Genomic DNA, 25,197 nt, shown 5'->3' on the forward strand with positions numbered 1-25,197 from the left:
CTTTTTTCAATGTTTATCAATAGATCAATCCTACAACGGTCGCTGTCAAGAAACTGACGAGCGTTGCGCCGTACAGCAATTTCAACCCGAAGCGCGCGACGACGTTTCCTTGTTTCTCATTCAGTCCTTTAACCGCACCGGCGATAATACCGATCGATGAGAAATTGGCAAATGAGACGAGGAAGACGGAAACAATCGCTTCGGTGCGGCCGCTGAAATGGAAGCTGCCTTGTGCGAGAGACTGCATCGCGACAAATTCATTTGAGACCATTTTGGTTGCCATGATACTTCCAGCATTCACCGCTTCATGCCATGGAATACCCATCAGGAAGGCAAACGGTGCAAAAATAAATCCGAGCAGTTCCTGGAATGATATACCTAGTGCGGCGCTGAAAATGCCGTTAATCATTGCGATGATCGCGACAAATCCGATCAGCATGGCGGCCACGACGACGGCGACTTTAAAGCCGTCCATAATATATTCGCCCAGCATTTCAAAGAAGGATTGTTTTTCCTCTTCCTGTACCTCTACCATATCATGTTCTCGATCGACTTCATAAGGATTGATAATCGAAGCGATAATAAATCCGCCGAATAAGTTCAATACGAGCGCGGTGACAACGTATTCGGGCTTCAGCATCGTCATATAGGCGCCGACGATAGACATCGAGACGGTCGACATCGCCGAAGCGCACAGCGTATAAAGTCTGTGTTTAGGCAGCAGGCCAAGCTGCTTTTTTAACGAAATGAATACTTCAGATTGCCCCAGTATCGCCGAAGCCACGGCATTGTATGACTCCAGTTTGCCCATCCCGTTGATTTTGCTGAGCGCAAGACCAATATATTTTATAATAAACGGAAGGATTCTCCAATATTGCAGAATACCGATTAAAGCAGATATAAAAACAATCGGTAGAAGTACGCTGATGAAGAATGTGGATTCATTCACATTCACCAGTCCGCCAAAGACAAAATTCACACCTTCTGCCGCATATTCAAGCAAATAGCCGAAGCCCTTGGCAAAACCGCCGACGAGATAGTTTCCGACACCCGTGTTCAGCAATATATATCCCAATGCGAATTGCAGCACGATCATGACGATAACCGGGCGGTATTTCACTCTTTTCTTTCCGCTGCTGACCAGCCATGCAAGCCCTAAGACGACAAATAAACCAATGAGCCCGATGAGATATTTCATGTTTTGATCCTCCTGGTGATGTATTCGCTTACATTTTTGTATCTGCGCGCAGGAAGCTTCCGCTTCCCGCCGCACTGGATCTTAGTAGTTATCTTCATTTTTTCCTTCTGCTCCGCTGACGATGGAAACGCCTGCGCTTGCACCGATCCGTGTCGCTCCTGCTGAGATCATGGTTTCAACGTCCTCTTTTGTTCGAATCCCTCCGGATGCTTTGACACCGATGTCTGGTCCGACGGTTTTCCGCATCAGGGCGATATCTTCCGCTGTCGCTCCGCCGGTTGAGAACCCGGTTGAGGTTTTGACAAAGTCGGCACCGGCAGCAACAGCCAGGCGGCAGGCGCGCTCTTTTTCTTCGTCTGTCAACAGACACGTTTCAATGATGACTTTAACAAGCGCTTTATCTTTTGCGGCTTCAACGACCGCGCGGATGTCGGCCTCGACAAAGTCATCGTTTCCGTCTTTTAAAGCGGCGATGTTGATGACCATGTCCACCTCTGTCGCGCCTTTTGCGATAGCGTCTTTTGTTTCAAACGCTTTTGTCTCTGTCGTGTTGGCGCCCAGCGGAAAACCGATGACCGTGCAAACGTCGATTTCCGTTCCCTTCAGCTCTTCGGCGGCAAATTCGACCCATGTCGGGTTGACGCAGACTGAAGCGAATTGGTATGCTTTCGCTTCTTCTATTAATTTCTTAATCTCGGATTTTTGTGTTTGCGGTTTCAATGCTGTATGATCAATGAGATTTGCAATCGTCATTTACTAGCACTTCCTTTGTATAAGATAGTTTCAGCATAACCGATTTTTGAACAAATGTAAATTATCATATGAAATTTTGTTCAATAGAAAATAAAGTAAAATCCAGGCTGTTCTTCCTGGACACTTCAGTCATCAAGCAGTTCTTTCGCCGTGTGCTGATCAATAATCAGCACATTGGCATACTTGCCTTTGAGCGCACCATGAATAGCGGCTTTTTTCCGGCTGCCGCCCGCTACGAGAATCGACCGTTCTTTTTCCCTCAAGTCAGCCAATTCAATGCCGATCGTCCGCGAATCGATAGCATCGCTGCAAATGTTTCCTTCCGCATCAAAAAAGCGCGAACAAATATCGCCGACTCCACGTTCTTTCAGGAGGGCTTTTTCCTCTTCATGAAAATACCCCAGCCTGAACAGCAAGGCTTCATCGCGTACCGTGCCGACTGTAAATAACGCAATGTTTGCCTGTTTTCCCATTTCTATGATCCGCTTGATGTGCCTGTCCTGTTCCACCATCTGTTTGACTTCCGGATTGTCAAACACGACCGGAAGCGGCAAATACCTCGGCATCGTTTGAAAAGCTTCGGCAAACAGCTGAATCGTTTCAGACGAATAAGTGTTGACGCTGGAATGGCTGATTCCGCCTTTCAGTTGAACGACCTCTGCGCCCTTCACCTGTTTAGGCTGCATATTTTGGGCGATTTGGTACATCGTCGTCCCCCAGCTGACGCCGACAATGTCGCCGTCCTTGACTGCGCCGTGCATATATTCGGCCCCGAAGCGGCTGAGATAATGCGTGATGGTCGTATAATCCGCGGTCGGCGAAAAGACAACATGCGCTTCTAGAAGCCCGTATTTTTCCTCAAGCATCGCACCGAGCGCATCCATATCTTCAAACGGGTCCATAACGCGGATTTGGACATACCCCTTTTCCTTGGCGAACTGCAGCAGCCTTGATACCGTCGGTCTTGAAATCTGCAGCTGTTCGGCGATTTGCTGCTGGCTGTAGTCAGACTGATAGTAGAGCCTCGCTGCTTCAATGCTCAATTGCTGTTTTTCCTTGTCCATCACGTTCCTCCCCTTTAGTAACGCTTTAACCCATATTATATAGGTTCATGCTCCTTCTCATCCAGCTGAATTGCAAAATACGGTCCGTATGCAGACTCATGCGTCACCGCATATGTCCATGTCATATGTTTATCCGTTATATATGCATCTTCTTCTCCTTTCAGATCTGCGGCTATCAGTTGTTCAGCATGTTCAAGAATATAGGCGTCATACGTGTGCTGGTAGAATAAAAAGCAATCGCGCTTCGGCTGTTCGCTAAAGGCTTGATCGGCCTGTCCGCCGGTAAAACACGGCTTCATCCCATAGCTGAATAAATGCCACAAAAAATGGCTCACCAAGATCGCGTCCCTTTCCGGAAGCTCCATGCTTGCGGCAAAACGGTTTTCCCACGTTTTTCTCAAGTAAGAGCCCCACTTCGGTATTTCTGTCACTTTCACATTTTGTCTTTCAAGCTTGCTGATGATGTACATTCAGGCCCTCCGTTTATTTTATTTTTCCAAGCGCTAGCACACCCGCTAGTTCTCTTCTACATTTCCCCTTTTAAAAATCAATACGAAAATCCTGCTATTGATGGAAAAACATTTTATTATTGGACTTACGTCCTGTTTTTGGATAGCCCAAAAAGATCAAATAAATCTAGCAATCTCCATTTTTTCATTTATAATAAATAAGTCAAAATCATTACTCAAAAAAACATTCGGGGTGATCTATCGTGAAAGCACCCGTGAGGTATATATGGATTGGTATGATCCTGTGCTTTTTATCCGTCAGTCTGGCCGTCGGCTGTATCAAAGCTGAAGATCAGTCAGATGATGAGAAAAATGATGAAGCGCTTCAGCCTGCCGAACACTTCGTTTACCGTCATTTAATGAGCGATCAGGGGCTGATCAAAACCGGCTTTTCCGACCAGCCTGTTTACTTGTCGGAATCGCTTGGCTTGTGGATGGAGTTTTTGATCAGCAAAAAAGACGGCGAGCATTTCCATGAGCAATATCAGCACCTGAACGAATCCTTCCTTATGAACAACAACCTGGTGTCATGGCAAATCCAAAACGGCCAGGCAAGCGGGGTGAACGCCCTGATCGATGATCTCAGAATCATGGTGAGCCTCGATCAAGCGGCAGCTCTATGGGGAAACAGCGAGTATAAACAAACCGCTCGGAACATCGGTGCCGCATTAAGAAAATACAACATGAACAACGGGATATTGACGGACTTTTACGACTCCGCCTCTCAATCCGCGGCAAAAGATATCACGCTTTCCTATATCATGCCAGATGCGCTATCCATCTTGAAAAAGAATGGAGTGATAAATAAAGAACTCGAAAGTCGGAATGCCAGCATTCTTTATCTCGCCCCTTTGAAAAACGGTTTTCTCCCAAAAGCATACAGTACAGAAACGAAAGCATACACCTATGACCATGAAGTCAATCTCATTGATCAGCTTTACGCAGCTTGGCATTTACCTCCGAAGGATCAAAAAGCCGCTGTATTAGCGGATTGGCTCAAACAGACGTTTCAAACCGGCGGAAAACTGTATGGCCGGTATTCGCTCGATACAAAAAAGCCGGCGGTCCAATACGAGTCTCCATCCGTCTACGCGTTGGCGATTTTATTCTTCATCAACCAAAACGAAGATAAAACCGTCATTAAAGCGCTGTATGATCGAATGAATGATTTTGAAATTCTTGATTCGTCCGAGACGTATTATGGGGGATATATGAGCGGAAATGATACGCATTCTTTTGATAATCTGCTGCCCCTATTAGCCGAAAGGAAGCTTTTAAATGAAAATCTCATTCAATGAATCGCATAAAATGTTCGCTTATATGACAGGACTTGCAGCAGCGCTTGCGTTGTTCATCCATTATATCTCAGTCCAGCGGTTCGAACCCGTTCTCATCATTTGCATCACACTTGCCATCATCGCAGCAGGAATATGGCTCGGATCGATTTACGCACTGGCTGGGACCATCATCGTCCTGTTTGTTCTCGGCACTTTGATGATGTTTTTTCACACAGGCCAAGGAGAAGCTGCTTCGTCTGAAACCGGACTGCAAATGCTCGTCATCTGGGGAGTGGCGCTGTTGCTGTTTTCCTTTATGTCAGGGAGAATACACGACATCGCGATCGGACTTCACCGCTCCGTCAAACACCTTCAAGACGAAATCAAAAGCTTTGTTGCGATTGACAGGGTGACAGGCTTTGATAATAAACAGAGGATGAAGCTGGAGCTGTCAGAAGAAATCAAGCGGGCGGAGCGGTATGGCAACTCGTTTGTTTTTTTACTGCTTCATATGCATTATTTCAAAGAGTTCAAATCCCTGTACGGAGAAAAAGAAACCGATCGTCTCTTTCAATTTGTCAGCAGTCAAATCAGATCATGTGTCCGGGAAACCGATAAAAAGTTCCGGCCTGCCGAGGAGCGGTTCGGCATCCTGCTGACACACACGCCTGCCGAACATATGCCCGCCGTCCTTGAAAAACTGAAGAAACAGCTGGATACGTACCAGCTGAAAAACGGCAAGTATGTCACCTTGACCTTCCACGTGTGCCACTTATCATATCAGAACGATTTAAAGACTGCCGATCAATTTTTAGAAGAACTAGAAAACGAGATGATGATGAATGAACTGTAAGCGGCTATTACTTCTATACGCGGCTGTGCTTATCCTGTCTGCGGCTTTTTATGTTCCGGACAGCGCCGAGGCAAAGCAGCAGGAGCACGGCATTCTCATCGTCTATTCAACATTGGATGGAAAAGAGTCAGCCGATGTGAAAATTCTCGACCTTATCGCCGGCCATTTTTCATCCCGTGTGGCCGTCATAAAAGACGCGGATGTCAAAGCATCGGATCTCGCAACAAAAGACCGCGTCATCTATTACGGACAAACGAAAAGAAAGCTGAGCAAAAAGCTCGCGCAGCTGATCAGCTCCTCCAAAAAACCTGTGATAGCGATCGGCTTTAACGCCGGGCAGTTCAGCCAATTTGCAGGTCTTACGCTCAAAAGCAAAGACAATGTGTATCAGATTCGCAGCACAAATGAGGAAATCGATTCCTCTTTAGAAAGCGGAGTCCGTGTCCTCGACGTATCAGGATTGAAGGGAAAAGCATTGTACACATACAAAGCTGACGAAGGAAAAGCTCGTCCTTTTGGATGGAAAACCGGCAAAGGAAACGTGTACATCGGGTTAACCGATTTGCTAAACAACAGCCTCCTCGCCGCTAAACAGCTCAGACAGGCATTTGGTGAAACGGCCGGCAGCACGCTGTTATATTTGCGGCTTGAGGATATCAGCCCGATGTCGGATGAAAAACTGCTGCTCCAAGCCGGATCTTATCTGCATAAACGGAATATTCCTTTTATCCTTTCTGTGATTCCGGTATATGTCAATCCTGAAACAGGCGACAAAGTCTATATGTCTGAAAAGCCGAAGCTGGTCAAAGTACTGAGGAAGCTTCAGGATATGGGCGGAAGCGTAATTGTCCACGGGTATACCCATACATACCGCTACAGCGAAACCGGTGAAGGATTCGAGTTTTGGGATGCCAAAGCCGATCAGCCGATCACATCGGAAAATGCGGAAGAACCCGCGACCCTTTTGCAAAAGGAACAGAGCTTTCCGAATGAAGAGGCATATCAAAACTATTTGAAGCCGTTCAGAAAGAATGAAGAAACTTACACGCGGCAGAAGCTGACGAACGCTATTGAGGATCTCACCGCGGAAGGGCTGTATCCGCTCGCGTTTGAAGCGCCGCACTATACGATGTCAGAGCACGGCTATCAAATCGCCTCACAATATTTCACAAGCTTGTTCGGCCAGGTTCAGCTTAGCGATACAACATGGAAAACGTCAGGCGCCGGTCCATTTGTTACGAATCCGGCCATGCTCCATGGGATGACGCTCTATCCCGAGACAATCGGCTATGTCGATCAATCGGAGCAAAATCCGCTCGGCAAAGTCGAGGAGCGCATCTCTCAAATGATCGATTTTGAAGGCGGAGTAGCCGGCGCATTTTATCATCCTTATCTTGGAATGAAATATCTTCCTGAACTGGTTGATCAAATGGAACGCATTCCAAACAGCGAATGGCTCGATATTAAAAAGACAAAGCAAACTGTTAACACAGATAAAGTAGAAATTCACACAAGCGGAGATGGAACGATTCAAGTCAAAAGCAAAGTCAGCCCCATTGAGACGTTTTTCGATCATCACCAGCAAAGCCCGCTGGAAAAGGCGCTTTGGATTCTCTCTCTTATTGTGCTCTTGTTTGTTGTCATGTTTGTGAGCTATACCCTTTACTTGAGAGCCACATTAAAAAAACGAATCTTTAAGGAGAGAAAAAGCCGTGGGTAATGTTCTGTTCCTAGTCTCGTTAAGCTTAATATGGGTCATGCTTCTGTATCACATGTTTTTGATGCAGGGCGGATTCCGCCACTATATGACCTTCGAACGGAACATTCCGAAGTGGAAAGAGAACGTGAAGGATCTCCCGAAGGTCAGCGTTCTGATTCCGGCGCATAACGAAGAGGTCGTCATTCGGCAGACGCTGAAGGCGATGGTCAACCTCTATTATCCGAAGGACCGGCTGGAGATTATTGTCGTCAACGACAATTCATCCGACCGGACGGGTGACATTGTGGATGAATTTTCCACGCAATACGGCTTTATTAAAATGGTCGTGACCAAACCGCCGCATGCCGGAAAGGGAAAATCGTCGGCGCTCAACTGCGGTTTTGCCGAGTCAAACGGGGACGTCATTTGTGTATATGACGCCGACAACACGCCGGAAAAAATGGCTGTTTATTACCTTGTCCTCGGGCTCATGAATGATCAGAAAGCCGGAGCGGTGGTGGGAAAATTCCGCGTCATCAATGCGGCGAAAACATTGCTCACAAAATTTATTAACATCGAAACGATTTGTTTTCAATGGATGGCACAGGGCGGGAGATGGAAATGGTTCAAAATCGCCACGATCCCCGGCACCAATTTCGCCATCAGAAGAAGCATTATCGAACAGCTGGGCGGCTGGGATGATAAGGCGCTGGCCGAAGATACCGAGCTTACGATCCGGGTCTACAACCTCGGCTACCACATCCGCTTCTTTCCGGCGGCCGTCACTTGGGAACAGGAGCCGGAAACGTGGAAAGTCTGGTGGCGTCAGCGGACAAGGTGGGCTCGCGGCAACCAGTATGTCGTCCTGAAATTTTTGGCTCAGTTTTTCAAGCTGAAGAGAAAACGGATTATTTTTGATTTGTTTTATTTCTTTTTTACGTATTTTTTGTTTTTCTTTGGCGTCATCATGTCAAATGCGATTTTTGTCATCAATTTATTTTATAATCTGCATCTTTCATTCGGTTTTTTGTCTATCATTTTATGGGTTTTGGCTTTCTTTCTATTTATGACGGAGGTCATGATTACACTGAGCATCGAAAAAACAGAAATGAACAGGCAAAACTTTTTCATCGTTTTTCTGATGTACTTTACATACTCGCAGGCTTGGATTGTGCTCGTGATTTATTCTTTATTCGTAGAAATCAAGCACCGCCTGTTCAAGCAAAAGGTTACATGGTACAAAACAGAACGATACAATCAAAAGAAAAGCGGGTGACTTTTTTGAAATATATCATCATATGTCTGGCAAGCTTCTTGCTGATCACGGCGACGGGACAAGCGGCTGCAGCCAAAGACGTTACAGTAGACGGCTCGATCCTGGGGGAAAACAGCCGGGAACAAGCCAAGCAGCAAGTGCTCACAAACGATCTCTTGACCTTGTACGGGGCAAAAGACAGCGCCGAGCTGACGTATCAAATACCGGCGGGCGCCTCCTCTACCCATCAGCAGCTTACACTTAAATACGAGGCCTCAGACCTTTTAATCTCACCGTCTTCTTTAACAGCCGAGATTGATGGCGAACCGGTCAAAACGGTTAAGCTTGAAGGGAATAACGGGAAGAAAACGCTGAAGCTCTCGCTGAACAAAAGCCAGTCGTCTCCAGGGTTTCACAGCTTATCACTGAAGTTCTACGGAGTGGTTCATGAAGGCGTCTGCGTCAGACAGGACTCCTCCGGGAACTGGATCAAAATTTATCCGGACAGTCGTCTGAATATCGGGGAAAAGAACGAATCTAAAGGAGCGGCGCTCGAACATTATCCTTATCCGTTCGCCCAGTCCGGCAGCTCCGTGGAAAAAACGGCAATCGTCATTCCGGACCATCCAAGTTCGGCTGAAATCGAAGCGGCAGTTAAAACAGAAGCATACCTCAAAACGGTTGACAACAGCATCAGCACGAAGATCTTGGGTGAATCTGACCTGGCGAAGATCGACAGGCCGACGATTGTGATCGGCGTTCACCATCACTGGAGCGGCAAAGTGAAAAAGCTGTTGAAACAAGCGAAACTCGAAGCAAAAGAAGACAAGCTTTTGCTTGCGAAACGGATGCTCAAAGCAAAGGATAAGCAGCAGCCTGTATTGTTTGCGGCCGCAGCATCTGATGATGTGCTTTCTGAAAAAATCAGCGTCATCACCGACAAAACGTATGCCGCCCAGCTCAGCGGCGACACGCTGGCAATCGGCAAACTTCAGCAGCATAGCAAACGGGGCGGCAGCAAGCTGACACTTGAGGATTTCGGGGCGGGGGATTTGACAATCGGTTCGGGACAGACATCTTCCGAGCATTTTTATTATCCCGCGCCAGCTCTATTAGACAAGAATCAGCCTGCAAAGCTTTCGCTTGCGATGAAAAAATCGAAAACGATTCAAAAGCAGGCCGGCCAAAGCGACTTAGCTGCGGAACAGGCGGAGCTGAAGGTCATGATCAATGGCCAGCCTCATTCCGTCGGACTTGACGATATAGGAAAAGAAGACAAAAACGGCTTTTACCATGTTTCTTTAAAAGTCGATCCGAAACTTTTGCAAAAAAGCCGTTACATTGATATTCAATTTGCCGCTTCAGGCTTGAAAGAGAACAACCCTTGCTACGCGGTGAACGAGGACAAATGGATTTTTATCGATAAACAAAGTGCATTGTCTTACCATGTCAGCGACACGTCAGCTTCAGCAGATTTTCAAGCGTGGCCGCTTCCCTACGCGGGTGATCATAACAATAAAACGCTGATGATCCTGCCCGACAATGCGGATCAGTCGAAGATTGATGAGCTTTCGCTTGTAGTCGGCTCCTTCGGCAGCGAAGCCCGGCAGGCATTCACAGTAAAAACATCCTCGGAAGTCAAACCGGATGACGTGAAAGGAAGAAACGTAATCTTCATCGGAAGCGTCGATCAATTCTCTCTGCTGAAGGAAAAAACAGCCGAATTGGCTGTTCCGACGGCGAAAAACGGAACATTTGATGTGTCATCTTTTCAAATGCTGAATGAAACGACAAAACAAGTCGCGTTTACTCAAACGTCGCTGTGGGATTCAAATTACTCGATGGCTGTTTTCGCGCCGTTTAAAGGGCAAGGCACAGCAGTCACAAAAGAAATGATCAACTTTTTGAACAGCAATGATTTCGCAGCAACCGTTGTGAATGAAACGGACAGCCATCAGCTATTTACAAACCATCAACAGCTGACAGCAAAATCCGCCGAAACCAAGACGGATGATAAACAGGAAAGCAATCAGCAGCATGTGCTGTACATTGCCATCCTGATCGTAATCATAGCGGCAGCGGTTATTTTGATCTTGACAACGGCAAGGCGCAGAAAAAGAAAGGCCAATGCCGGCGGAGGGATTGACGAATAAAACAGGGGCTTGCTTTTAGCCCCTGTTTTTTTATAAGTATTCAACCTGTTTCTCATATACACCCTTCGCAATTTTAGCTAAAACATCGATTCCCCTTATAATATCTTCATCCGCCGCGGTTAGGCTGATTCGTATACACTGGTGTGAATGCGCCAGGCGCCGGGATTGACGGTGAAAGAAAGATGATCCGGGAACGATAATGACTCCATCCGCTTTCATATACTCATACAGCGCTGCATCGGTCACCGGCAGGTCTTCAAACCACAGCCATCCGAAAAGCGATCCTTCCCCTTGATGCAGATACCATTTGATGTCTTCAGGCATCTTGCATAAAAGCGTTTCCTTGAGCAGCATGAATTTATTGCGGTAATATGGCCTGACTTCATTCAGCGACACGTCGGCGAGGCGCCCGTCATTCAATACTGATGCAGCCATATACTGCCCCAGCCTTGAAGAATGGATCGCCGCATTCGACTGAAAAGCTTCCATTGCCTGAATATACCGGGACGGCCCGATGGCGATTCCGATCCTTTCGCCAGGCAGGCCGGCTTTTGAAAGGCTCATACAGTGAATGATCTGCTCGTTGAAAATCGGTTCCATGTCGATAAAGTGAATCGCCGGAAAAGGCGGAGCATATGCGGAATCAATGAACAGCGGAACATTCGCTTCTCGGCATGCGTCTGAAATGAATGCTACATCTTCTTTAGGCAAGATGTTTCCGCAAGGATTGTTCGGGCGCGATAGCAAGACAGCACCGATGCACGGATCGGTCCGCATCCTCTCTAAAAACCCCTTACGGTCGAGCTCATATCGAAACGTATGATCATCCAATTTCGATATGAGCGGAGGGATCCCCTCAATCATCTCCCGCTCCAGTGCCGCCCCGCTGTATCCCGAATAGTCAGGCAGCATCGGGATCAAGGCTTTTTTCATCACAGATCCGCTTCCCATTCCGCAAAACGAATTGATCGCCAGAAAAAACAGCTGCTGGCTTCCGGCTGTAATCAACACGTTCTCTTTTCGAATGCCGGCGCTATACCGCTCTGAAAAGAAGCGGACAACACTTGCAATCAGTTCATCGGTTCCATAGCTCGATCCGTATTGGCCGATCACCGAAGAAAACCTGTCATCGTCAAGGAGATCGGCAAGAGCCGACTTCCACATGGCTGACACGCCGGGCAAAATCATCGGATTGCCCGCACTTAAATTAATGTATGACCGTTCACCGCCGGCCAGGACTTCCTGAATATCGCTCATCACAGCCCTGACCCCTGTTTTCTCAATCATTTTCTCTCCGATTTTGCTTAATGGCGGCTTCACGCTTCCAGTCTCTCCCGTTCAAATCGAAGACGGGCGGTTTCGATTTTCTTATTGATCTCGTCAATGAAATACTGTTCCGGGACGCTGAATCGCTCGCCTTCCCGTCCCGGAGGCAGGTATTGTCTGACATAGCGCTCCGCGGCCTCTTTGTATGCCGTGTCATCCTCGATTTCTTCCAGCTGTTCAATTTCGGCCACAAGCTTTCTTAAATCGTCCATGCAGCGTGGAAGGTCAAGCGACACGCGCTTCTCTTCTCCTTTTTGAATGGAACGGCCGTTTTCAATCATCCAGCTGAACAGAAAATAGCCTGTCCCGGAATCAAAATTCCGCGTTGCATTATGCTGGCTCGGATAGCGCAGCAGCCGCTCATACAAAACAAATTCGATAATTTCCTCCCAGCCGTCATATTGCCGCTCCCACAAGGTCAGGATTGCTTGGCAATCGACCTTGACTTCTTCTAAAATGCCTGCGAAAAAATTCATTTTCGCCTGAATATGGAGATGAAAAGGTTTTTTTCCGCAATGATGAAAATAGTCGTGAAGGTAGCCCCACAACACCCTTGCTTCATATGTGCGGTCGGGGGAAAGCTGAGCCGACTTGAAAGGCGCATGTTCAAAAATGGCCCTCGCTCTTTTGAGCGTGTCCTCATGGTAAATGTGATAAAACTTATTAAAGTAGAAAATCGCGAATGTCTGTGATGTGATTTTCTCTTTTGTTTTCACATTTTCAGGGAAGAATACGATGCATTTTTCTTCCGTGAACCCCTTTGTTCCGGCGAGCAGCTTAAGGGATTGGCAGCCGTTTTCAGGATGAGGCAGATCCTCTTCTATCGGCCTCATCATGGCAGGTTCTTCACGAACGGCTAAAAAGGCTTCAAAATAGCAGCCTTTCGCATGAGGCCCATTCGGCGTCACGATCGGCACCGCAAAAAAGGTCGTCTCCTGATCATGCGGAGCCCGGTAAGCCGTCAATAACCGGTCAAAATACGGCGTCTCCCCTAATCCGCGGCTGATCCAATCCAAAACGTCCTCTTTAAACGCCTCTTTTGCAGCCGTTAAGTGAACCGCTTCATAAATGGCTCCTGCGTCTTCAATCAATTGCAGCAGAAGCTGTTCCGCCCTTTCGTGATGCTCTGTAATCTGTCCTTTATCATTTTGGTACGTCTGCAATTCATGTATGTTCGGTACAATCTGCCCGTTGACCATGTTTACAATGTCCCCTGTCAAAGTCGTCATCGGCTTCCTCCTTCGATTGATTTAAGCCCGTGGATTGTAAAGCACATCGGTACTTCCCCAAAATCTTTAATGACTTTCAAACGGTGTTCATCGGCTGCTTTAATCGTCGTGATGCAGCCGTCAGCCGCGTTTGAAGCGCAGGCCAGGGCCGCTTGAGCATTGCTGGTGACAAATTGGACTTGACTGCTGAACAGCTTTGCCAGATGAGCCGGAGCAGGGTGTGAAGCGACGATTTGAATATCCGATGCCATCGTGTGCTGTTTTGCGGCAAACACCATGTTGTATGTAGGCATCACAAAACTGTCTATAATCTTTAAGTCCGCTAGATTCTCAAATACGATTTGATGCAAAAACGGGTAAACGGCGCAGCCTAAGAGGACTGAATTTTCTGTCGATTTAACATGGAGCAGCGCTTCTTCCAACGTTTCATAAAGCCTGACTTCCCCGCGGACCCCTTTATTTTTGAGCCATAGCAGGCCGGCTTTTTCACAGTTCGTGCCTTTGGGACCGAGCGTATGGACAATCATCACGGCTTGCTCTTTGTGCACTTTAGTCGAGATCATCTTAACCTCCTATTGTACCCGTCAAATTATTTTGATAAATGATATGAAGCTCATCATCCAGCTCCCGGTAGAAAGCTTCACATTCTTCATAAGAATGATGGCTTGTTAATATAAACCCCGGATAACCGGAAAAGTGCGGGTACGGGAGGATCTTTGCGCCTCTTCTCATAAATTGAAACACCCGCTTAACCTCCTGCCTCTGTTTGACTTCTTCCAGTCCGTCGATTTTTTCAAAAGTGCCGGAGCCCTGTACAGGAATGATATAATTGCCGGCTGTCCTTACAGGCCTGATCTCGCCTTCAAACTCGCTGCTCTCCAGCGGCTTTAATGCATTTTGCAAGACAAGCTGCATAAAGTTGATGCCTGTGCTCTCTTTGACGATGTAATGGGAAACCCCTGAACCGCCGATTCTGGCGCCCACCTCGATAACATAAGGTGTTCCATCCTTGTCCAGCCTCAGCTCTGTATGAGCCGGCCCCTGGTGAATGCCCAGCGCTGAAACGGCGCCCGTCACTTCCTTGACGATCGCAAGGCGCGTCTCTTCTTTCAATTGAGCCGGAGCAATATAGACCCCTTCTTCAAAAAACGGCCCTTTGCTGTTCCCTTTGTATCCAATCGAAAGAACATGTACGTTTCCTTGAATCGACAGCGTTTCAATCGCGAATTCCGGCCCATCGATAAATTGCTCAGCTACGATGCCCGTTTTGCCGTGCACGAATCGATTGAGGTCCCTTTGGTTGACGGCCTCGACTTTCCGGACGGCCTCCTCAAGCTCCTTCCGATCATCAACACGGACGACGCCCTGGCTTGAGAAGCCGTTGACCGGCTTGACGACTAATGGATACGACAGTTTCCTGTTTTCCAGGTCAGCGAGCGTATGGAACTCGTGAAAAACCGGCGTATTCAATCCGTTTTGCTGAAGTATGCTGCGGGTTTTATTTTTATTGCGGCAGTTTTCCATTGTTGTGAAAGGAAGCCCCGGCAGATTCAAAGCTTCAGCAGCTTTTGCCGTGAAAGGCAAAGCCGGTTCAAACAGTGTCATCACGCCGTCAAACGGAAATTCGACAAATGTCTGCCTGACGACATCCATCGCCGCTTCTTCATCTTCAAACAACGGCAGCGGCACACAGCGTTCCACAGCCGGAAGATTGCCCGGGAAATCTTCGGCCGAATTGTAAAAGAACGTGACCTTCAATCCTAAACGCTCAGCTTCTTCAAAAATAAATGGCAGGTGCTTATTTTGACAAATGATGGCCAAGTTTTTGTTTCGTTTCGTCAATTTTCGCGATCCTCTCTTCTTTTTTTAAGTTGATGAACATCACACCGAATATGACAAACAGCGTTCCTAAATAAATATTCGCATTCAGTTTTTCATCCAGAAACAGAAATCCGATATAGAGCGCAATGACAGGGGAGATGAACAAGTGGGAAGTCGCTTTTGAGATGTGCCATTTTTTAAGCAGATAAATGTTGATCCAAAAACCCAAAATCGAGCCGACAACCGCTAAATAAAGCAGCGCATAAAGACTCACACCGGAAAACGTTCTTGTCCCGCTTTCAAAGATGAGGCTGCTGATGAGCAATACCGCTCCGCCGCTCAGCATTGAAAGGGAGTTAAAGCTTAAGATCGGAAGCGAACGAATTCTCTGCTGTACTTTGATTTGAATAAAAGCCGAGCCAAACATCGCACACAAAATCACAATCATTGCGACAATTTCAATAACATCGACTTTGATCAGCAGTTGGTTGCCAAACACGATTGTAATGCCGAGCAAAGCCAGGCATATCCCCCATTTCTGCAGTTTCGTCGCCGGTGTCCCTTTGACGAGGCGGTTGATCATCAGGGCAAAGACTGAAATGCTTGCCGCTAATATAGACACCAACCCGCTCGGCAAATAAAGAGAGGCCCAATAAACAGATCCGAATGGAACGGAAAAATACATGATGCCGTTCAAAAACGACAGCACTAGCAGTTCCTTTGACAGAACAAACTGCCTCCGTGCCAACAGAAACGCCGCGATCAAAATGCTTGCGATCATGAACCGCATGCCGGCGGACCAAAATGGAAGGCTGTCACTCAGCCCGGCTTTTTGAAAAGCCCATGTCGTCCCGCCGATCAAACATAACACGATAAATAAAATATGAACCCGATACTTTAAAACGTTTGTCAGCATATAGCATTCACCTGATTTAGTTATTGTCTTGCTGTCATTTATTTTCAGAAAATAAAATCTTTTCTGATCAAAATGGATTATGAGGGAAATTATAACTATTATATCAATTACAGTCAATCATACTTTTGAACCTTTAGAATATCTTTACAAATACTGCGAACAAAAAAACACTCACTTCGATTAAGTGAGTGGAGGCGATATTGGTTTAGCTTATATTTCTATCTTTTGGGTGCATACCGCTTTTCCGGATGACCCGAATTCTCTCATCTTATGTTTAACCGTTTCTTTGACTGCGCTGATCCCTGGCGTCATATAGGCGCGGGGTTCATATAAATCGGGATTGTCTTTAAATATGCTGCGCGTTTTCTCAGTCCAGGCCACCATGCATTCGGTATTAATGTTGATTTTCGCATGGCCCAGACGGATCGTTCTTGCGATTTGATCAGCCGGGATGCCCGAAGCTCCATGGAGAACGAGCGGAATGTCCGTTACCCGTGAGATTTCTTCCATTTCCTTAAATCCCAAATTAGGCTCGCCTTGATATTTTCCATGAACGGAGCCGAGCGCGGCTGCCAAAGCATCGATACCGGTTTCTTTGACAATCCGCTCGCATTCACCGATGTCGGCATACTGCACTCCGCCGATAAGCCCGTCTTCCATGCCCCCTACGGTGCCAACCTCTGCTTCAACCGAAACATTGCGGACCCCGGCATATGACACGACCTCTTTTGTCATGGCGATATTTTCATCGATTGGTGAATGCGAGCCGTCGATCATGACTGAGCTAAAACCCGCGTCTATCGCTTGCTTGCAGCGCTCCGGACTTTTGCCATGGTCAAGGTGAAGCACGACGGGAACGGAGATCGACATTTCCTCAATCAAAGCCGCAACCATTGCGGAAACCGTTTTAAATCCGCCCAAATAATCGATGAGCCGATCTGAAGCGGCTGCGATGACAGGTGACCGTTCTTCTTCCGCTGCCTCTAGAATCGCTTTTGTCCATTGAAGGCCATTAATATTAAATTGACCGATTGCATAATGATGTTCCTTTGCTTCTTGAAGAAGTTCTTTCATGGAAACGAAAGCCACGTTCACCCCTCCTATCCCGTATTAAATCTTGAAGTATTTTGAAACAACTTCAACTGTTGTTTCTTTGGCCGTTCGAATCGTTTCTTCCGCGCTCAGCTTATAGTATTCAGGTCTGAACAATTCAACTGATACGACATCCGAAAAACCGATGTCTTTCAAAGTTGATAAGTGGGCATCCAAGTCGATGGCTCCCTGTCCCGGCCAAACACGGTCTTCATCTCTTAAAAATCCGATTGGAAAGTCTTCCGTGTCATCGATATGATAAATGAAGATTTTCTTGCCGTCCGCCTTTTTTAAATCCTCAAGACTTGAGCCCATTGCATGGAAATGGAAGCTGTCAAAAACAAGGCCGACATTATCGCGGTTCACGGTCATGACGATGTCATAGGCCTGGCTGAACGTATTGACCGTACACTCCGGGTGACCGACAAACTCGACAGCGATCTTTACGCCGTACGGCTCAGCGATGTCTGACAGCTCTGTCAGCACTTCGACGGAGCTTGCTTTAATATCTTCTTTTAAGATTTTTTGTTCGGTGACAAGCGGTACCGCGACCACGTATTTCACACCAAGCATTTTGCACGTTTCCATCATGCCTTTAAATTCTTCGATGATTTCACGGTGCCCTTTTTCATCGCGGTTGTTGAAAAAGACAAGGGCATTCAAGGCCAGCGGCTTAATATGATGAGTTTGAAAATACTCGGCTAACTCTGAGAGAGCATGGTCTTTTAAGTACTCAGGCAGCTTATCCATCGTCCGGATTTCGATATAATCGTATCCGTGCTTCTCACAGTATTCGAGGTCTTTTGCAAGGTTTGAATTTTCCAACGTCGTTGCTTCATTAAAGCATAGCTTCATATTCGATTCTCCTTCTCTCATATCCTTGTGAAGAGAAGTTCGGCAGGGCGCCGAACTCAGGGGGGGGGGGCTTAGCCTAATAATTCTTGTTTCAATTTTTCAAGCATGAATCTGCTTGATTCATCCGCTCTTTCATCGACCCAAGCAAAAACGGCGTTCGTCGCAATTCCGTCGAACTTCATCTCTCTCAGCTTTCTGAAGATCGTATCAAAATCGACCTCGCCTTGACCAATGTCCAAATGCTGGTGAACCGTTACTTTTGCGTCAGGCGGATTGACGATGTAGCGAAGGCCATGAGCCGCTTTATGATTATACGTATCTGCGAATAAAACATGTGTGAGGCGGTCGCCGGCTTCGTCAAACATTGTCTCGATGTCGCCTTTGCCGTCATCATAAAAGAATGTATGCGCAGTCGAGTAGACAAGATTAATCCAATCCTTGTCAAGCGCGCGGATCATATCCAACGCGCCTTTGTGCGTTTCGATAAAATCGTATGGATGGGCTTGAAGATTGAGTTTAATGCCTTCTTTTTCAAAGATTGGCAGAAGCTCATCCATGGATTTGATAAATTTTTCTTCACTTGTTAAAGGATCGTATTTTGAACCGCTGAATTCGCTGTTCATCAAATCGACTTCAAGCTCGACCGCAATTTCGATTGCCCTTTTCCAATTGCGCACGGCGGCCTGACGGCGATCTTCATCAGGACCTGCCCAGTGGTAAAGCGGAAGGAGCGATGAAAGCTTAACACCGGTATCTCTTAAAAGCCGCTTTAATTGTTTGATTTTAGCTGAATCGACTTTCGGATATTTATAGAATGGACAAAAATCTTCGCGCGGCGATAGTTCGATATATTCGTAGCCAAGCTCCGCCGTTTTATAGACCGTTTCTTCCAAAGTCAAATCATCACGATACATCGATGGATCCAATGCTAATTTCATACTTTTCACTCCTCGGAATGTTTTTATTTTTTAACAGTTGTGAACGTTTGATAGAATTCCGGCTTCTCCTGAAGCGCCACAGGTTCTTTCTGTCCGGATTCCTGAGCTTTCACACAGGCGTCCGTCGTCACGGCGGCGATATAGCCGTCCCACGCAGTCGGCCCGCTGACCTCGCCTTTCTGTTGGATCGAGTCAATGAAATCTTGAATTTCTACATCGTAAGCGTCTACAAAGCGGCGCTGCCAATCCATGAGGATATCCGTCGAGAATTTGCCGTCTTTTCTGAGAGAGATGCTTGGTGGTTCAGGAAGCTTCACGATTCCGTCCTCGCCGACGATTTCACACTGGATATCGTAGCCGTATTTGCAGTTGACATAGATTTCCGCATTGATCACGACTCCGCCTTTTGTTTCGATGATGACGATTTGCGGATCACGCAAATGAGGAAGCGCGTTTTTCGATTTTTTCGGATAAATGACCTGAACGGATTCGTAGTCATCATTAATCAGCCAGTGCAGGGCGTCTATTTCATGGACAAGCGTATCGACGACAGCCATATCTGTTGTATAGTTGTCGCCTACAACCGGGTTGCGGTGCGCACAGTGGATCATGAGGGGCTCGCCGATAACCCGATTGTCGATCGCTTCTTTCAGCTGTACGTAACCGCTGTCATAGCGGCGCATAAAGCCGACTTGAACGAGACGTTTGCCCGCTTTGACTTCTTCATTGACGATCCGCATGCATCCTTCCGCAGTCGTCGCCAGAGGCTTTTCGCAAAATACGAATTTGTTTGCTTTAATCGCTTTCAAAACGCTTGATTCATGTGCCGGTCCCCAGCTTGTTACTAAGACTGCGTCTACATTTTCGGCTGCGATTAGACTGTCGTCATCCGGATAGACCTTGGCGTTCAGGCTGTAGTCCGTTACAACTTGCTGAGCTGCCTCCTGGTTCACATCGGTAACCGCGACAATTTCGCCGCCGGCTAATTTATTTGTGATGCGGTTGATGTGTTCTTTTCCGATTGCTCCTGTACCAATAACACCAATGCGTAGTTTCATTGATAGCCACTCCTTCAAATGTAGTTACATAATTTTTCTTGTTTGCACTTGCCCAGCTTGAGCCGGAGGAGTCCCATACAGCTCTTCCTGAATTTGTTCAAGCGACTTACCGGATGTATTCGGTGCAAAAAAGAGCCCGATGAGCATGCTGGCCGTTACACATCCAAGGAGAATGGCCGCCATAAATGCAATTCCAAAATTCGAGATGATCATTGGAACGAAAAGGCTCCAAGCCCCGATTGAGATACGAACAAGGAAGAACATCAATCCTTGTGCAGATGCGCGATATTCCGTCGGGAAAATTTCACTCGCCCATAATTGATAGTTGGCCTGTTGCCCCGCCCCGTTGTTTATGCCGATCATCACGATAAAGAGGATGAGAATCGGCATGCCCTCTGCCGGAAGCAGAAACAATGACCAGCCGATCACCGCCGCAAATGCGGAGATCCCAAACACTGTCTTCCTGTATTTGTCTGCAAACGGCATGAAGATAAAAGCGACGCCAAGCCCGGTGAAAATAAACAGCCCCATCTGCAAAATATTTGCCATGGTCGCTGATACATCGCCGACCTGCTGATAAATGTAAGGCATAAAAAACCCCATGACACCTGCAGCCAGATTCCAAACCAAGTACACGCCCATTAAGAATAAAATGCTTTTCAAATACTTAGGCTGAAGCAAATCGAGATAAGGCGTCTTCGGCTTCCTGACGGCTTGAGCCATTTCGGATTGATCCTGCCAGGCATCGGATTCCGGCAGCCTTTTCCGCAGAACATAAGTAATCAGTGCGATAACGAGCAAATGCCCAAACACGATTTTATTGCCCAATAAGCCTAAATCACCGAGCAGGACCGACAGCAGCAGAACCACAACCGCTCCCGCAGCCCATGCGACCTGTGCAACCCCGCAATGACGCGCCCTGTTTTTCTTAGGTGCGTTCTCTGCGATGATCGTCCAGGAAGCCGTAATATCAGCTCCTACCGATAAACCGATAATAATGTAACCGCTTAACAAAAAGGGGAAGCTGGTGCCGAATAAAACTAAACAAATGCCCAGTGCATAAACCAGCATACTGTTCGTATAGACAGCCTTTCGGCCAATTTTGTCGGCCAAAAAGCCTCCGAGCAGCGCTCCGATTGCTGCCGAAATGGCGTTGGCGCTAAATGCGCCGAGCAGTCCGATCTGTGTATCAGAAAGCTTCAGGTAACTGACCCATAAAGATAATCCTGCCGATCCTGCGACAATGGAGCCTGCATCAATGTAATTTGCCAAAGCTGCTGCGACGGTTCGTTTATTGAATGGTGAGACTGCTGTACTTCCATTGCTCAATTTAGAGCCCCCTTAATTGGTTGCTGGGACATTCAACAAGTGACGATCGATGTACTTTCTGGCGATCAATGCGTATTCAAGCGGGTTGGCAACATCGGGATCCTGCTCGGCTTCCACTACGATCCAGCCGGAATAGCCGTGCTTTAAAAGCGTTTGATATACTTCTCTAAAGTCGATGCAGCCGTCGCCTGGAACTGTGAACATCCCTTGCAGAAACGCCTGTTGGAACGAATTTCCTTCCCGCTTGCATTTCTCCATGATCTTAAGGCGCGCGTCTTTAAAATGAACGTGCCTAATACGGTCAATATGCTTCTCTAAAATGTTCATATAATTTCCATCTGAAATGTAGGCATGCCCCGTATCGTACAGAAGGTGCACAAGTGCCGGGTCAGTTCCCGCCATGAGCCGGTCCACCTCTTCCTCTGTCTGCACGCCTGTGCCGAGGTGGTGATGGTAGACAAGCTTCAGTCCGTAACGGCCGGCGATTTCCCCGAGGTGATTTAAACCTTCAAATAGCCGCTGCCATTCTTCATCGGTGAAATAAGGCTTTTCTTTAAACACGTTTTTATCCAAGCCCTGCACACTGTACGTCTGTTCTGATACGACCGCAACATCGGCATGGACGTCTTTTAAGTACTGGCAGTGAGCCGCAAATTCCTTGGCTGCTTCTTCAATGCCGTCCCGAATGATATAGCTGCTGAACCACTTGCCGGCAATCCTTAGATTCCTCAGCTCGAGCTCTTTATTGAGAATGGCCGGTTCCGGAAAAAAGCCGCCCACTTCCGTGCCTTGAAAGCCCGCAACAACAATGTCGCTCAACAAATGCTGAAGTGTGTTTCCCGCGCCGATTCCCGGAATATCATCGTTCCGCCATCCTATGGGGGCGATGCCCCATAGAATTTGTGTCTTGCCCATCCTGGTGCCTCCTTTAATACTGCTTTGCAGATTCCAGCATTTTTTCTTTTGCTTTATACGCCTTTTGCACGCTTTCCTGTTCGGAAACCTCTGCAACACCTACGTGCCACCAGCTGTCATAGCCGTCCGTCATCGTTTTCGGCAGCACCTTCATTTCAATCAATGTTGAGACATCTTGTTTTTTGGCATCTTCCAGCGCCGCTTTTAATTCTTCAATCGTGTTCGCTTTGTAGGTTTTCGCTCCATAGCCTTCGGCCACTTTCGCATAATCGACATTGAGAATCTGATTGTCTGCTGTTCTGAATTCACAGTAGTAGCTGCCGCTTCCGTGGTCCATTTGCAGATTGTTGATGCAGCCGAATCCTGAGTTGTCAAAGAGCAGCACGTTAATTTTTTTATTATATTGGATTGCTGTAATGAGCTCTGAGTGGAGCATCAGGAAGCTTCCGTCTCCGACCAGTGAATAAACTTCTCTATCAGGATGCGCCAATTTCAAGCCGAGCGTTCCCGATACTTCATATCCCATGCAGGAATAGCCGTATTCCAGGTGGTACGTATTCGGTACGTTTGAATGCCACAGCCGCTGCAGATCTCCCGGCAAAGAGCCTGCTGAACAAATGACGACGCTGTCCGGATCAACTGTTTCATTGATGGCGAGCAATGCCGTTGTTTGCGGCAGTTCGGTTTGCAGCACATCCGCATATTCGTTGAGTATGTCTTGAGAAAAGTGATCTTTAATTTCAGGAGTGAAGTTTTCGCGCTTAAATGTTACCTTGCTTAAGCGGTCGCGTTCAGCAAGCCATTCGTCTTTCAGCTCCTTGATGGTTGAACCGAACTCGCTCTTATAGCCTTCCAATAAGCCGTGCAGTTTGCCGAGCGTTACTTTTGCATCGGCAACGACTTGGAAAGCATCCAGTTTATAAGCCTGCATTCTGCTGACATTAATGTTTAAAAATTTTGCGTTGTCAAAGTCAAAAGCGGTTTTTGATGATGTCGCAAAATCGGTATAGCGCGTGCCAATTCCGATGATCAGGTCTGCCCCGCGAGCCGCTTTGTTTGCCGCCAGCGTACCGGTGATTCCCATTCCGCCCAAATTGTTGGCAAAATCGGCTTCTACTGTGGATTTACCGGCCTGGGTTTCTACCAGCGGAATATTGTAAGCTTCAGACATGGCGATCAATTCGTCGCGCGCGCCGGAATATTTCGCTCCGCCGCCGACCAAGATGAGCGGTTTTTTGCTCGACTTGATCAGTTCTGCCGCTCCCTTCAGTTCACGCTCGCTCGGCTCTTTGCGATCAATATAGTGAACGCGTTTTTCAAAAAAGCTTTCATCGAAATCATAGGCCTCGCCTTCAACATCTTGAGAAATGCAAATCGTTGCAGGACCAGCTTTTGCAGGGTCTGTCATTACTTCAAAAGCGCGAATCAGACTGCTCATCAACTGTTCAGGGCGCGTAATACGGTCCCAATACCTCGAAACAGGCTTCAATGCATCGTTCGTCGTAATCGCCGCACTGTATTCCTGCTCTACTTGCTGAAGAACAGGATCAGGCTGTCTCGTGGCAAATGTATCGGCTGGAATCAAGAGGACTGGAATGTTGTTCGCAAGCGCAGTACCTGCGGCTGCCACAAGGTTAGCTGCTCCCGGTCCGACTGATGTCGACACGGCATAGATCTTCCTTCTCAGCATTTGCTTGCTGTAAGCCATTGCTGCATGCGCCATTCCCTGCTCATTTTTGCCTTGAAACACCTTTAAGTGGCCGGCATCCTGTTCAAGCGCCTGGCCGATTCCAACGACGTTCCCATGGCCAAAAATCGTAAAGATTCCCTCGACAAACGGAGTTTCTTCTCCATCTACATGGATGTACTGCTGATTTAAGAACTTAATTAACGCTTGTGCTGTGGTTAAACGTATTTTCTTGCCCACAAACGATCCCACCTTTATTCATATTCTTCATTTAAGACTGAGCCGCAATAAGCTCTTCAATCTCGGCGACTGTCGGCATCGCTTCAGATGAGCTGTGCTTTGAAACAACAATCGAGGCGGAAGCGCTTCCGTATTTCAGCGCGGTTTCAATATCTTTGCCTGAAACGAGTCCGTAGAGGAAGGCGGAGGCGTATGAATCGCCCGCTCCAAACGTTTTCAAGACCTTCGTTTTGTACGCTTTCGCCCGGAAGACGTCCCCGGATTTGCTGTATGCATATGAACCTTCGACACCGTGCTTGATAACGACAAGATCTGCGGAATGTGCAAATAAATGCTGAACAGATTCTTCATTGCTGCCGCCGCTCTTATTTTCCATTACATCAAACTCATCACGCGTCCCGATGACAATGTCTGATTGTTCGGCAACAAGCGTATAATAGACGGCCGTTTCCTCCGCAGATGTCCACGTATATGGACGATAGTCAAGCTCAAAGACCACTTTCACTTGATGCTTTTTCGCCAGCTGTACGGCTTTCAGCACCGCTTCGCGGGAAGGGCTTTTAGCCAGCGCCGTACCTGACACAAGAAGCATCTTCGATTTGGCAATATAGTCTTCGTTCACTTCAGAAGGGGCAAGGTAAAGATCTGCAACATCATCCCTGTACATTAAAATGCTGCATTCTTCAGGGCTTAAAATTTCTGTGAAAGCAAGCCCAGCTTTATGTCCGTCTTTATCAACCGCCATTTGTGACGTATCGACACCTGTATTTCTCATATAGGTTTCGATGAATCTGCCGTGCTGGTCATCCGGAATCTTCCCGATAAATCCGGTCTTCAAGCCTAATTTGGAACTGCCGATTGCAATATTAGCCGGGGAGCCGCCGACATATTTTGAAAATGTCATCGTCTGCTCCATCGGCCTGTTGTATTCGACTGCGTTTAAATCGATGCATGCGCGGCCGATCGCTACAATGTCAAATTCTTTCTCTTCATTAAACGTATACTTCATCTTCAACAGCCTCTCCTTGCC

Annotated in this window: 22 protein-coding genes; 5 read left to right on the plus strand and 17 right to left on the minus strand. The window is 47.3% G+C overall.

The annotated features are described in order from the left end of the window. Positions 1–16 precede the first annotated feature (16 nt). The 4 genes from H7F26_RS05510 to H7F26_RS05525 form a co-directional block, all read right to left on the minus strand. Positions 17–1,198, minus strand: coding sequence for a NupC/NupG family nucleoside CNT transporter (locus tag H7F26_RS05510; protein ID WP_003177771.1), 1,182 nt, complete (start codon positions 1,196–1,198; stop codon positions 17–19). A gap of 81 nt (positions 1,199–1,279) precedes the next feature. Further along, positions 1,280–1,951 (minus strand): deoxyribose-phosphate aldolase, encoded by a 672-nt coding sequence (gene deoC, locus H7F26_RS05515; RefSeq protein ID WP_185855241.1) that lies wholly within the window; start codon positions 1,949–1,951, stop codon positions 1,280–1,282. Positions 1,952–2,076: 125 nt separating this feature from the next. After that, positions 2,077–3,015: a DNA-binding transcriptional repressor DeoR gene (locus tag H7F26_RS05520; protein ID WP_003177775.1), complete on the minus strand. Its 939-nt coding sequence runs from the start codon at positions 3,013–3,015 to the stop codon at positions 2,077–2,079. Positions 3,016–3,050: 35 nt separating this feature from the next. Continuing rightward, positions 3,051–3,485, minus strand: coding sequence for a DUF4275 family protein (locus tag H7F26_RS05525; protein WP_003177777.1), 435 nt, complete (start codon positions 3,483–3,485; stop codon positions 3,051–3,053). 254 nt (positions 3,486–3,739) lie between these two features. Here H7F26_RS05525 and H7F26_RS05530 point away from each other — a divergent pair, with 254 nt between their 5' ends. The 5 genes from H7F26_RS05530 to H7F26_RS05550 are packed head-to-tail and all read left to right on the plus strand — an operon-like array spanning position 3,740 to position 10,761. Next, a complete protein-coding gene (locus tag H7F26_RS05530) occupies positions 3,740–4,822 on the plus strand; it encodes a hypothetical protein (protein ID WP_025807337.1) in 1,083 nt (360 codons plus the stop codon). Beyond that, positions 4,803–5,654, plus strand: coding sequence for a diguanylate cyclase domain-containing protein (locus H7F26_RS05535; protein ID WP_003177783.1), 852 nt, complete (start codon positions 4,803–4,805; stop codon positions 5,652–5,654). The genes H7F26_RS05530 and H7F26_RS05535 overlap by 20 nt, the downstream gene beginning before the upstream one ends. Next, the gene (locus H7F26_RS05540; RefSeq protein ID WP_016885639.1) at positions 5,644–7,374 is read left to right on the plus strand and encodes a DUF2334 domain-containing protein; all 1,731 of its coding nucleotides are present in this window, start codon (positions 5,644–5,646) and stop codon (positions 7,372–7,374) included. Before H7F26_RS05535 ends, H7F26_RS05540 begins: the two co-directional genes overlap by 11 nt. Next, complete coding sequence (locus H7F26_RS05545) at positions 7,367–8,629, plus strand: glycosyltransferase family 2 protein (protein WP_003177788.1); 1,263 nt, start codon at positions 7,367–7,369, stop codon at positions 8,627–8,629. The genes H7F26_RS05540 and H7F26_RS05545 overlap by 8 nt, the downstream gene beginning before the upstream one ends. 5 nt (positions 8,630–8,634) lie before the next feature. Then, positions 8,635–10,761 carry a cellulose biosynthesis cyclic di-GMP-binding regulatory protein BcsB gene (locus tag H7F26_RS05550; protein WP_011198455.1) on the plus strand — a complete coding sequence of 709 codons (2,127 nt, stop codon included), beginning with the start codon at positions 8,635–8,637 and terminating at the stop codon, positions 10,759–10,761. A 30-nt stretch (positions 10,762–10,791) separates the two neighbouring features. Here the strand turns inward: H7F26_RS05550 and H7F26_RS05555 are convergent, their stop codons facing one another. The 13 genes from H7F26_RS05555 to iolC form a co-directional block, all read right to left on the minus strand. After that, entirely contained in the window at positions 10,792–12,081 is a 1,290-nt protein-coding gene (locus H7F26_RS05555) for a valine--pyruvate transaminase (RefSeq protein WP_009329973.1), read from the minus strand. Further along, on the minus strand, positions 12,078–13,316 hold the full coding sequence (locus H7F26_RS05560; protein WP_017474428.1) for a DUF6421 family protein: 1,239 nt from the start codon (positions 13,314–13,316) through the stop codon (positions 12,078–12,080). The genes H7F26_RS05555 and H7F26_RS05560 overlap by 4 nt, the downstream gene beginning before the upstream one ends. After that, positions 13,313–13,879, minus strand: a complete 567-nt coding sequence (locus H7F26_RS05565) for a prephenate dehydratase domain-containing protein (protein ID WP_003177795.1) — start codon at positions 13,877–13,879, stop codon at positions 13,313–13,315. Before H7F26_RS05565 ends, H7F26_RS05560 begins: the two co-directional genes overlap by 4 nt. Position 13,880: 1 nt before the next feature. Next, positions 13,881–15,158, minus strand: coding sequence for an ATP-grasp domain-containing protein (locus H7F26_RS05570; RefSeq protein WP_011198458.1), 1,278 nt, complete (start codon positions 15,156–15,158; stop codon positions 13,881–13,883). Further along, positions 15,115–16,053 carry a DMT family transporter gene (locus H7F26_RS05575; RefSeq protein WP_003177801.1) on the minus strand — a complete coding sequence of 313 codons (939 nt, stop codon included), beginning with the start codon at positions 16,051–16,053 and terminating at the stop codon, positions 15,115–15,117. Before H7F26_RS05575 ends, H7F26_RS05570 begins: the two co-directional genes overlap by 44 nt. 210 nt (positions 16,054–16,263) lie before the next feature. Next, positions 16,264–17,142 carry a class II fructose-1,6-bisphosphate aldolase gene (fba, locus tag H7F26_RS05580; RefSeq protein WP_003177802.1) on the minus strand — a complete coding sequence of 293 codons (879 nt, stop codon included), beginning with the start codon at positions 17,140–17,142 and terminating at the stop codon, positions 16,264–16,266. Positions 17,143–17,163: 21 nt separating this feature from the next. After that, positions 17,164–18,000, minus strand: coding sequence for a 2-keto-myo-inositol isomerase (gene iolI / locus H7F26_RS05585; protein WP_003177805.1), 837 nt, complete (start codon positions 17,998–18,000; stop codon positions 17,164–17,166). A gap of 71 nt (positions 18,001–18,071) precedes the next feature. Next, positions 18,072–18,938, minus strand: coding sequence for a sugar phosphate isomerase/epimerase family protein (locus H7F26_RS05590; RefSeq protein ID WP_003177808.1), 867 nt, complete (start codon positions 18,936–18,938; stop codon positions 18,072–18,074). A gap of 23 nt (positions 18,939–18,961) precedes the next feature. Next, complete coding sequence (locus H7F26_RS05595; protein ID WP_009329976.1) at positions 18,962–19,996, minus strand: bifunctional inositol 2-dehydrogenase/D-chiro-inositol 1-dehydrogenase; 1,035 nt, start codon at positions 19,994–19,996, stop codon at positions 18,962–18,964. Positions 19,997–20,020: 24 nt separating this feature from the next. Next, the gene (locus tag H7F26_RS05600) at positions 20,021–21,325 is read right to left on the minus strand and encodes an MFS transporter (protein WP_016885637.1); all 1,305 of its coding nucleotides are present in this window, start codon (positions 21,323–21,325) and stop codon (positions 20,021–20,023) included. A gap of 12 nt (positions 21,326–21,337) precedes the next feature. Continuing rightward, positions 21,338–22,240, minus strand: coding sequence for a myo-inosose-2 dehydratase (gene iolE, locus H7F26_RS05605; RefSeq protein ID WP_009329979.1), 903 nt, complete (start codon positions 22,238–22,240; stop codon positions 21,338–21,340). A gap of 13 nt (positions 22,241–22,253) precedes the next feature. After that, positions 22,254–24,167 (minus strand): 3D-(3,5/4)-trihydroxycyclohexane-1,2-dione acylhydrolase (decyclizing), encoded by a 1,914-nt coding sequence (gene iolD / locus H7F26_RS05610; protein ID WP_009329980.1) that lies wholly within the window; start codon positions 24,165–24,167, stop codon positions 22,254–22,256. A gap of 31 nt (positions 24,168–24,198) precedes the next feature. Further along, complete coding sequence (gene iolC, locus H7F26_RS05615) at positions 24,199–25,176, minus strand: 5-dehydro-2-deoxygluconokinase (protein WP_009329981.1); 978 nt, start codon at positions 25,174–25,176, stop codon at positions 24,199–24,201. Between the last annotated feature and the right edge of the window lie 21 nt (positions 25,177–25,197).

The organism is Bacillus sp. PAMC28748 (assembly GCF_014250415.1).
Lineage (GTDB): Bacteria > Bacillota > Bacilli > Bacillales > Bacillaceae > Bacillus > Bacillus licheniformis.

Bases quoted from the DNA above. Each gene is read 5' to 3' on its own strand.
- H7F26_RS05510 (WP_003177771.1), bottom strand. From the start codon at position 1,198: ATGAAATATCTCATCGGGCTCATTGGTTTATTTGTCGTCTTAGGGCTT.
- deoC (WP_185855241.1), bottom strand. From the start codon at position 1,951: ATGACGATTGCAAATCTCATTGATCATACAGCATTGAAACCGCAAACA.
- H7F26_RS05520 (WP_003177775.1), bottom strand. From the start codon at position 3,015: ATGGACAAGGAAAAACAGCAATTGAGCATTGAAGCAGCGAGGCTCTAC.
- H7F26_RS05525 (WP_003177777.1), bottom strand. From the start codon at position 3,485: ATGTACATCATCAGCAAGCTTGAAAGACAAAATGTGAAAGTGACAGAA.
- H7F26_RS05535 (WP_003177783.1), top strand. From the start codon at position 4,803: ATGAAAATCTCATTCAATGAATCGCATAAAATGTTCGCTTATATGACA.
- H7F26_RS05540 (WP_016885639.1), top strand. From the start codon at position 5,644: ATGAACTGTAAGCGGCTATTACTTCTATACGCGGCTGTGCTTATCCTG.
- H7F26_RS05560 (WP_017474428.1), bottom strand. From the start codon at position 13,316: ATGACGACTTTGACAGGGGACATTGTAAACATGGTCAACGGGCAGATT.
- H7F26_RS05565 (WP_003177795.1), bottom strand. From the start codon at position 13,879: ATGATCTCGACTAAAGTGCACAAAGAGCAAGCCGTGATGATTGTCCAT.
- H7F26_RS05575 (WP_003177801.1), bottom strand. From the start codon at position 16,053: ATGCTGACAAACGTTTTAAAGTATCGGGTTCATATTTTATTTATCGTG.
- iolI (WP_003177805.1), bottom strand. From the start codon at position 18,000: ATGAAGCTATGCTTTAATGAAGCAACGACGTTGGAAAATTCAAACCTT.
- H7F26_RS05590 (WP_003177808.1), bottom strand. From the start codon at position 18,938: ATGAAATTAGCATTGGATCCATCGATGTATCGTGATGATTTGACTTTG.
- H7F26_RS05595 (WP_009329976.1), bottom strand. From the start codon at position 19,996: ATGAAACTACGCATTGGTGTTATTGGTACAGGAGCAATCGGAAAAGAA.
- iolE (WP_009329979.1), bottom strand. From the start codon at position 22,240: ATGGGCAAGACACAAATTCTATGGGGCATCGCCCCCATAGGATGGCGG.
- iolC (WP_009329981.1), bottom strand. From the start codon at position 25,176: ATGAAGTATACGTTTAATGAAGAGAAAGAATTTGACATTGTAGCGATC.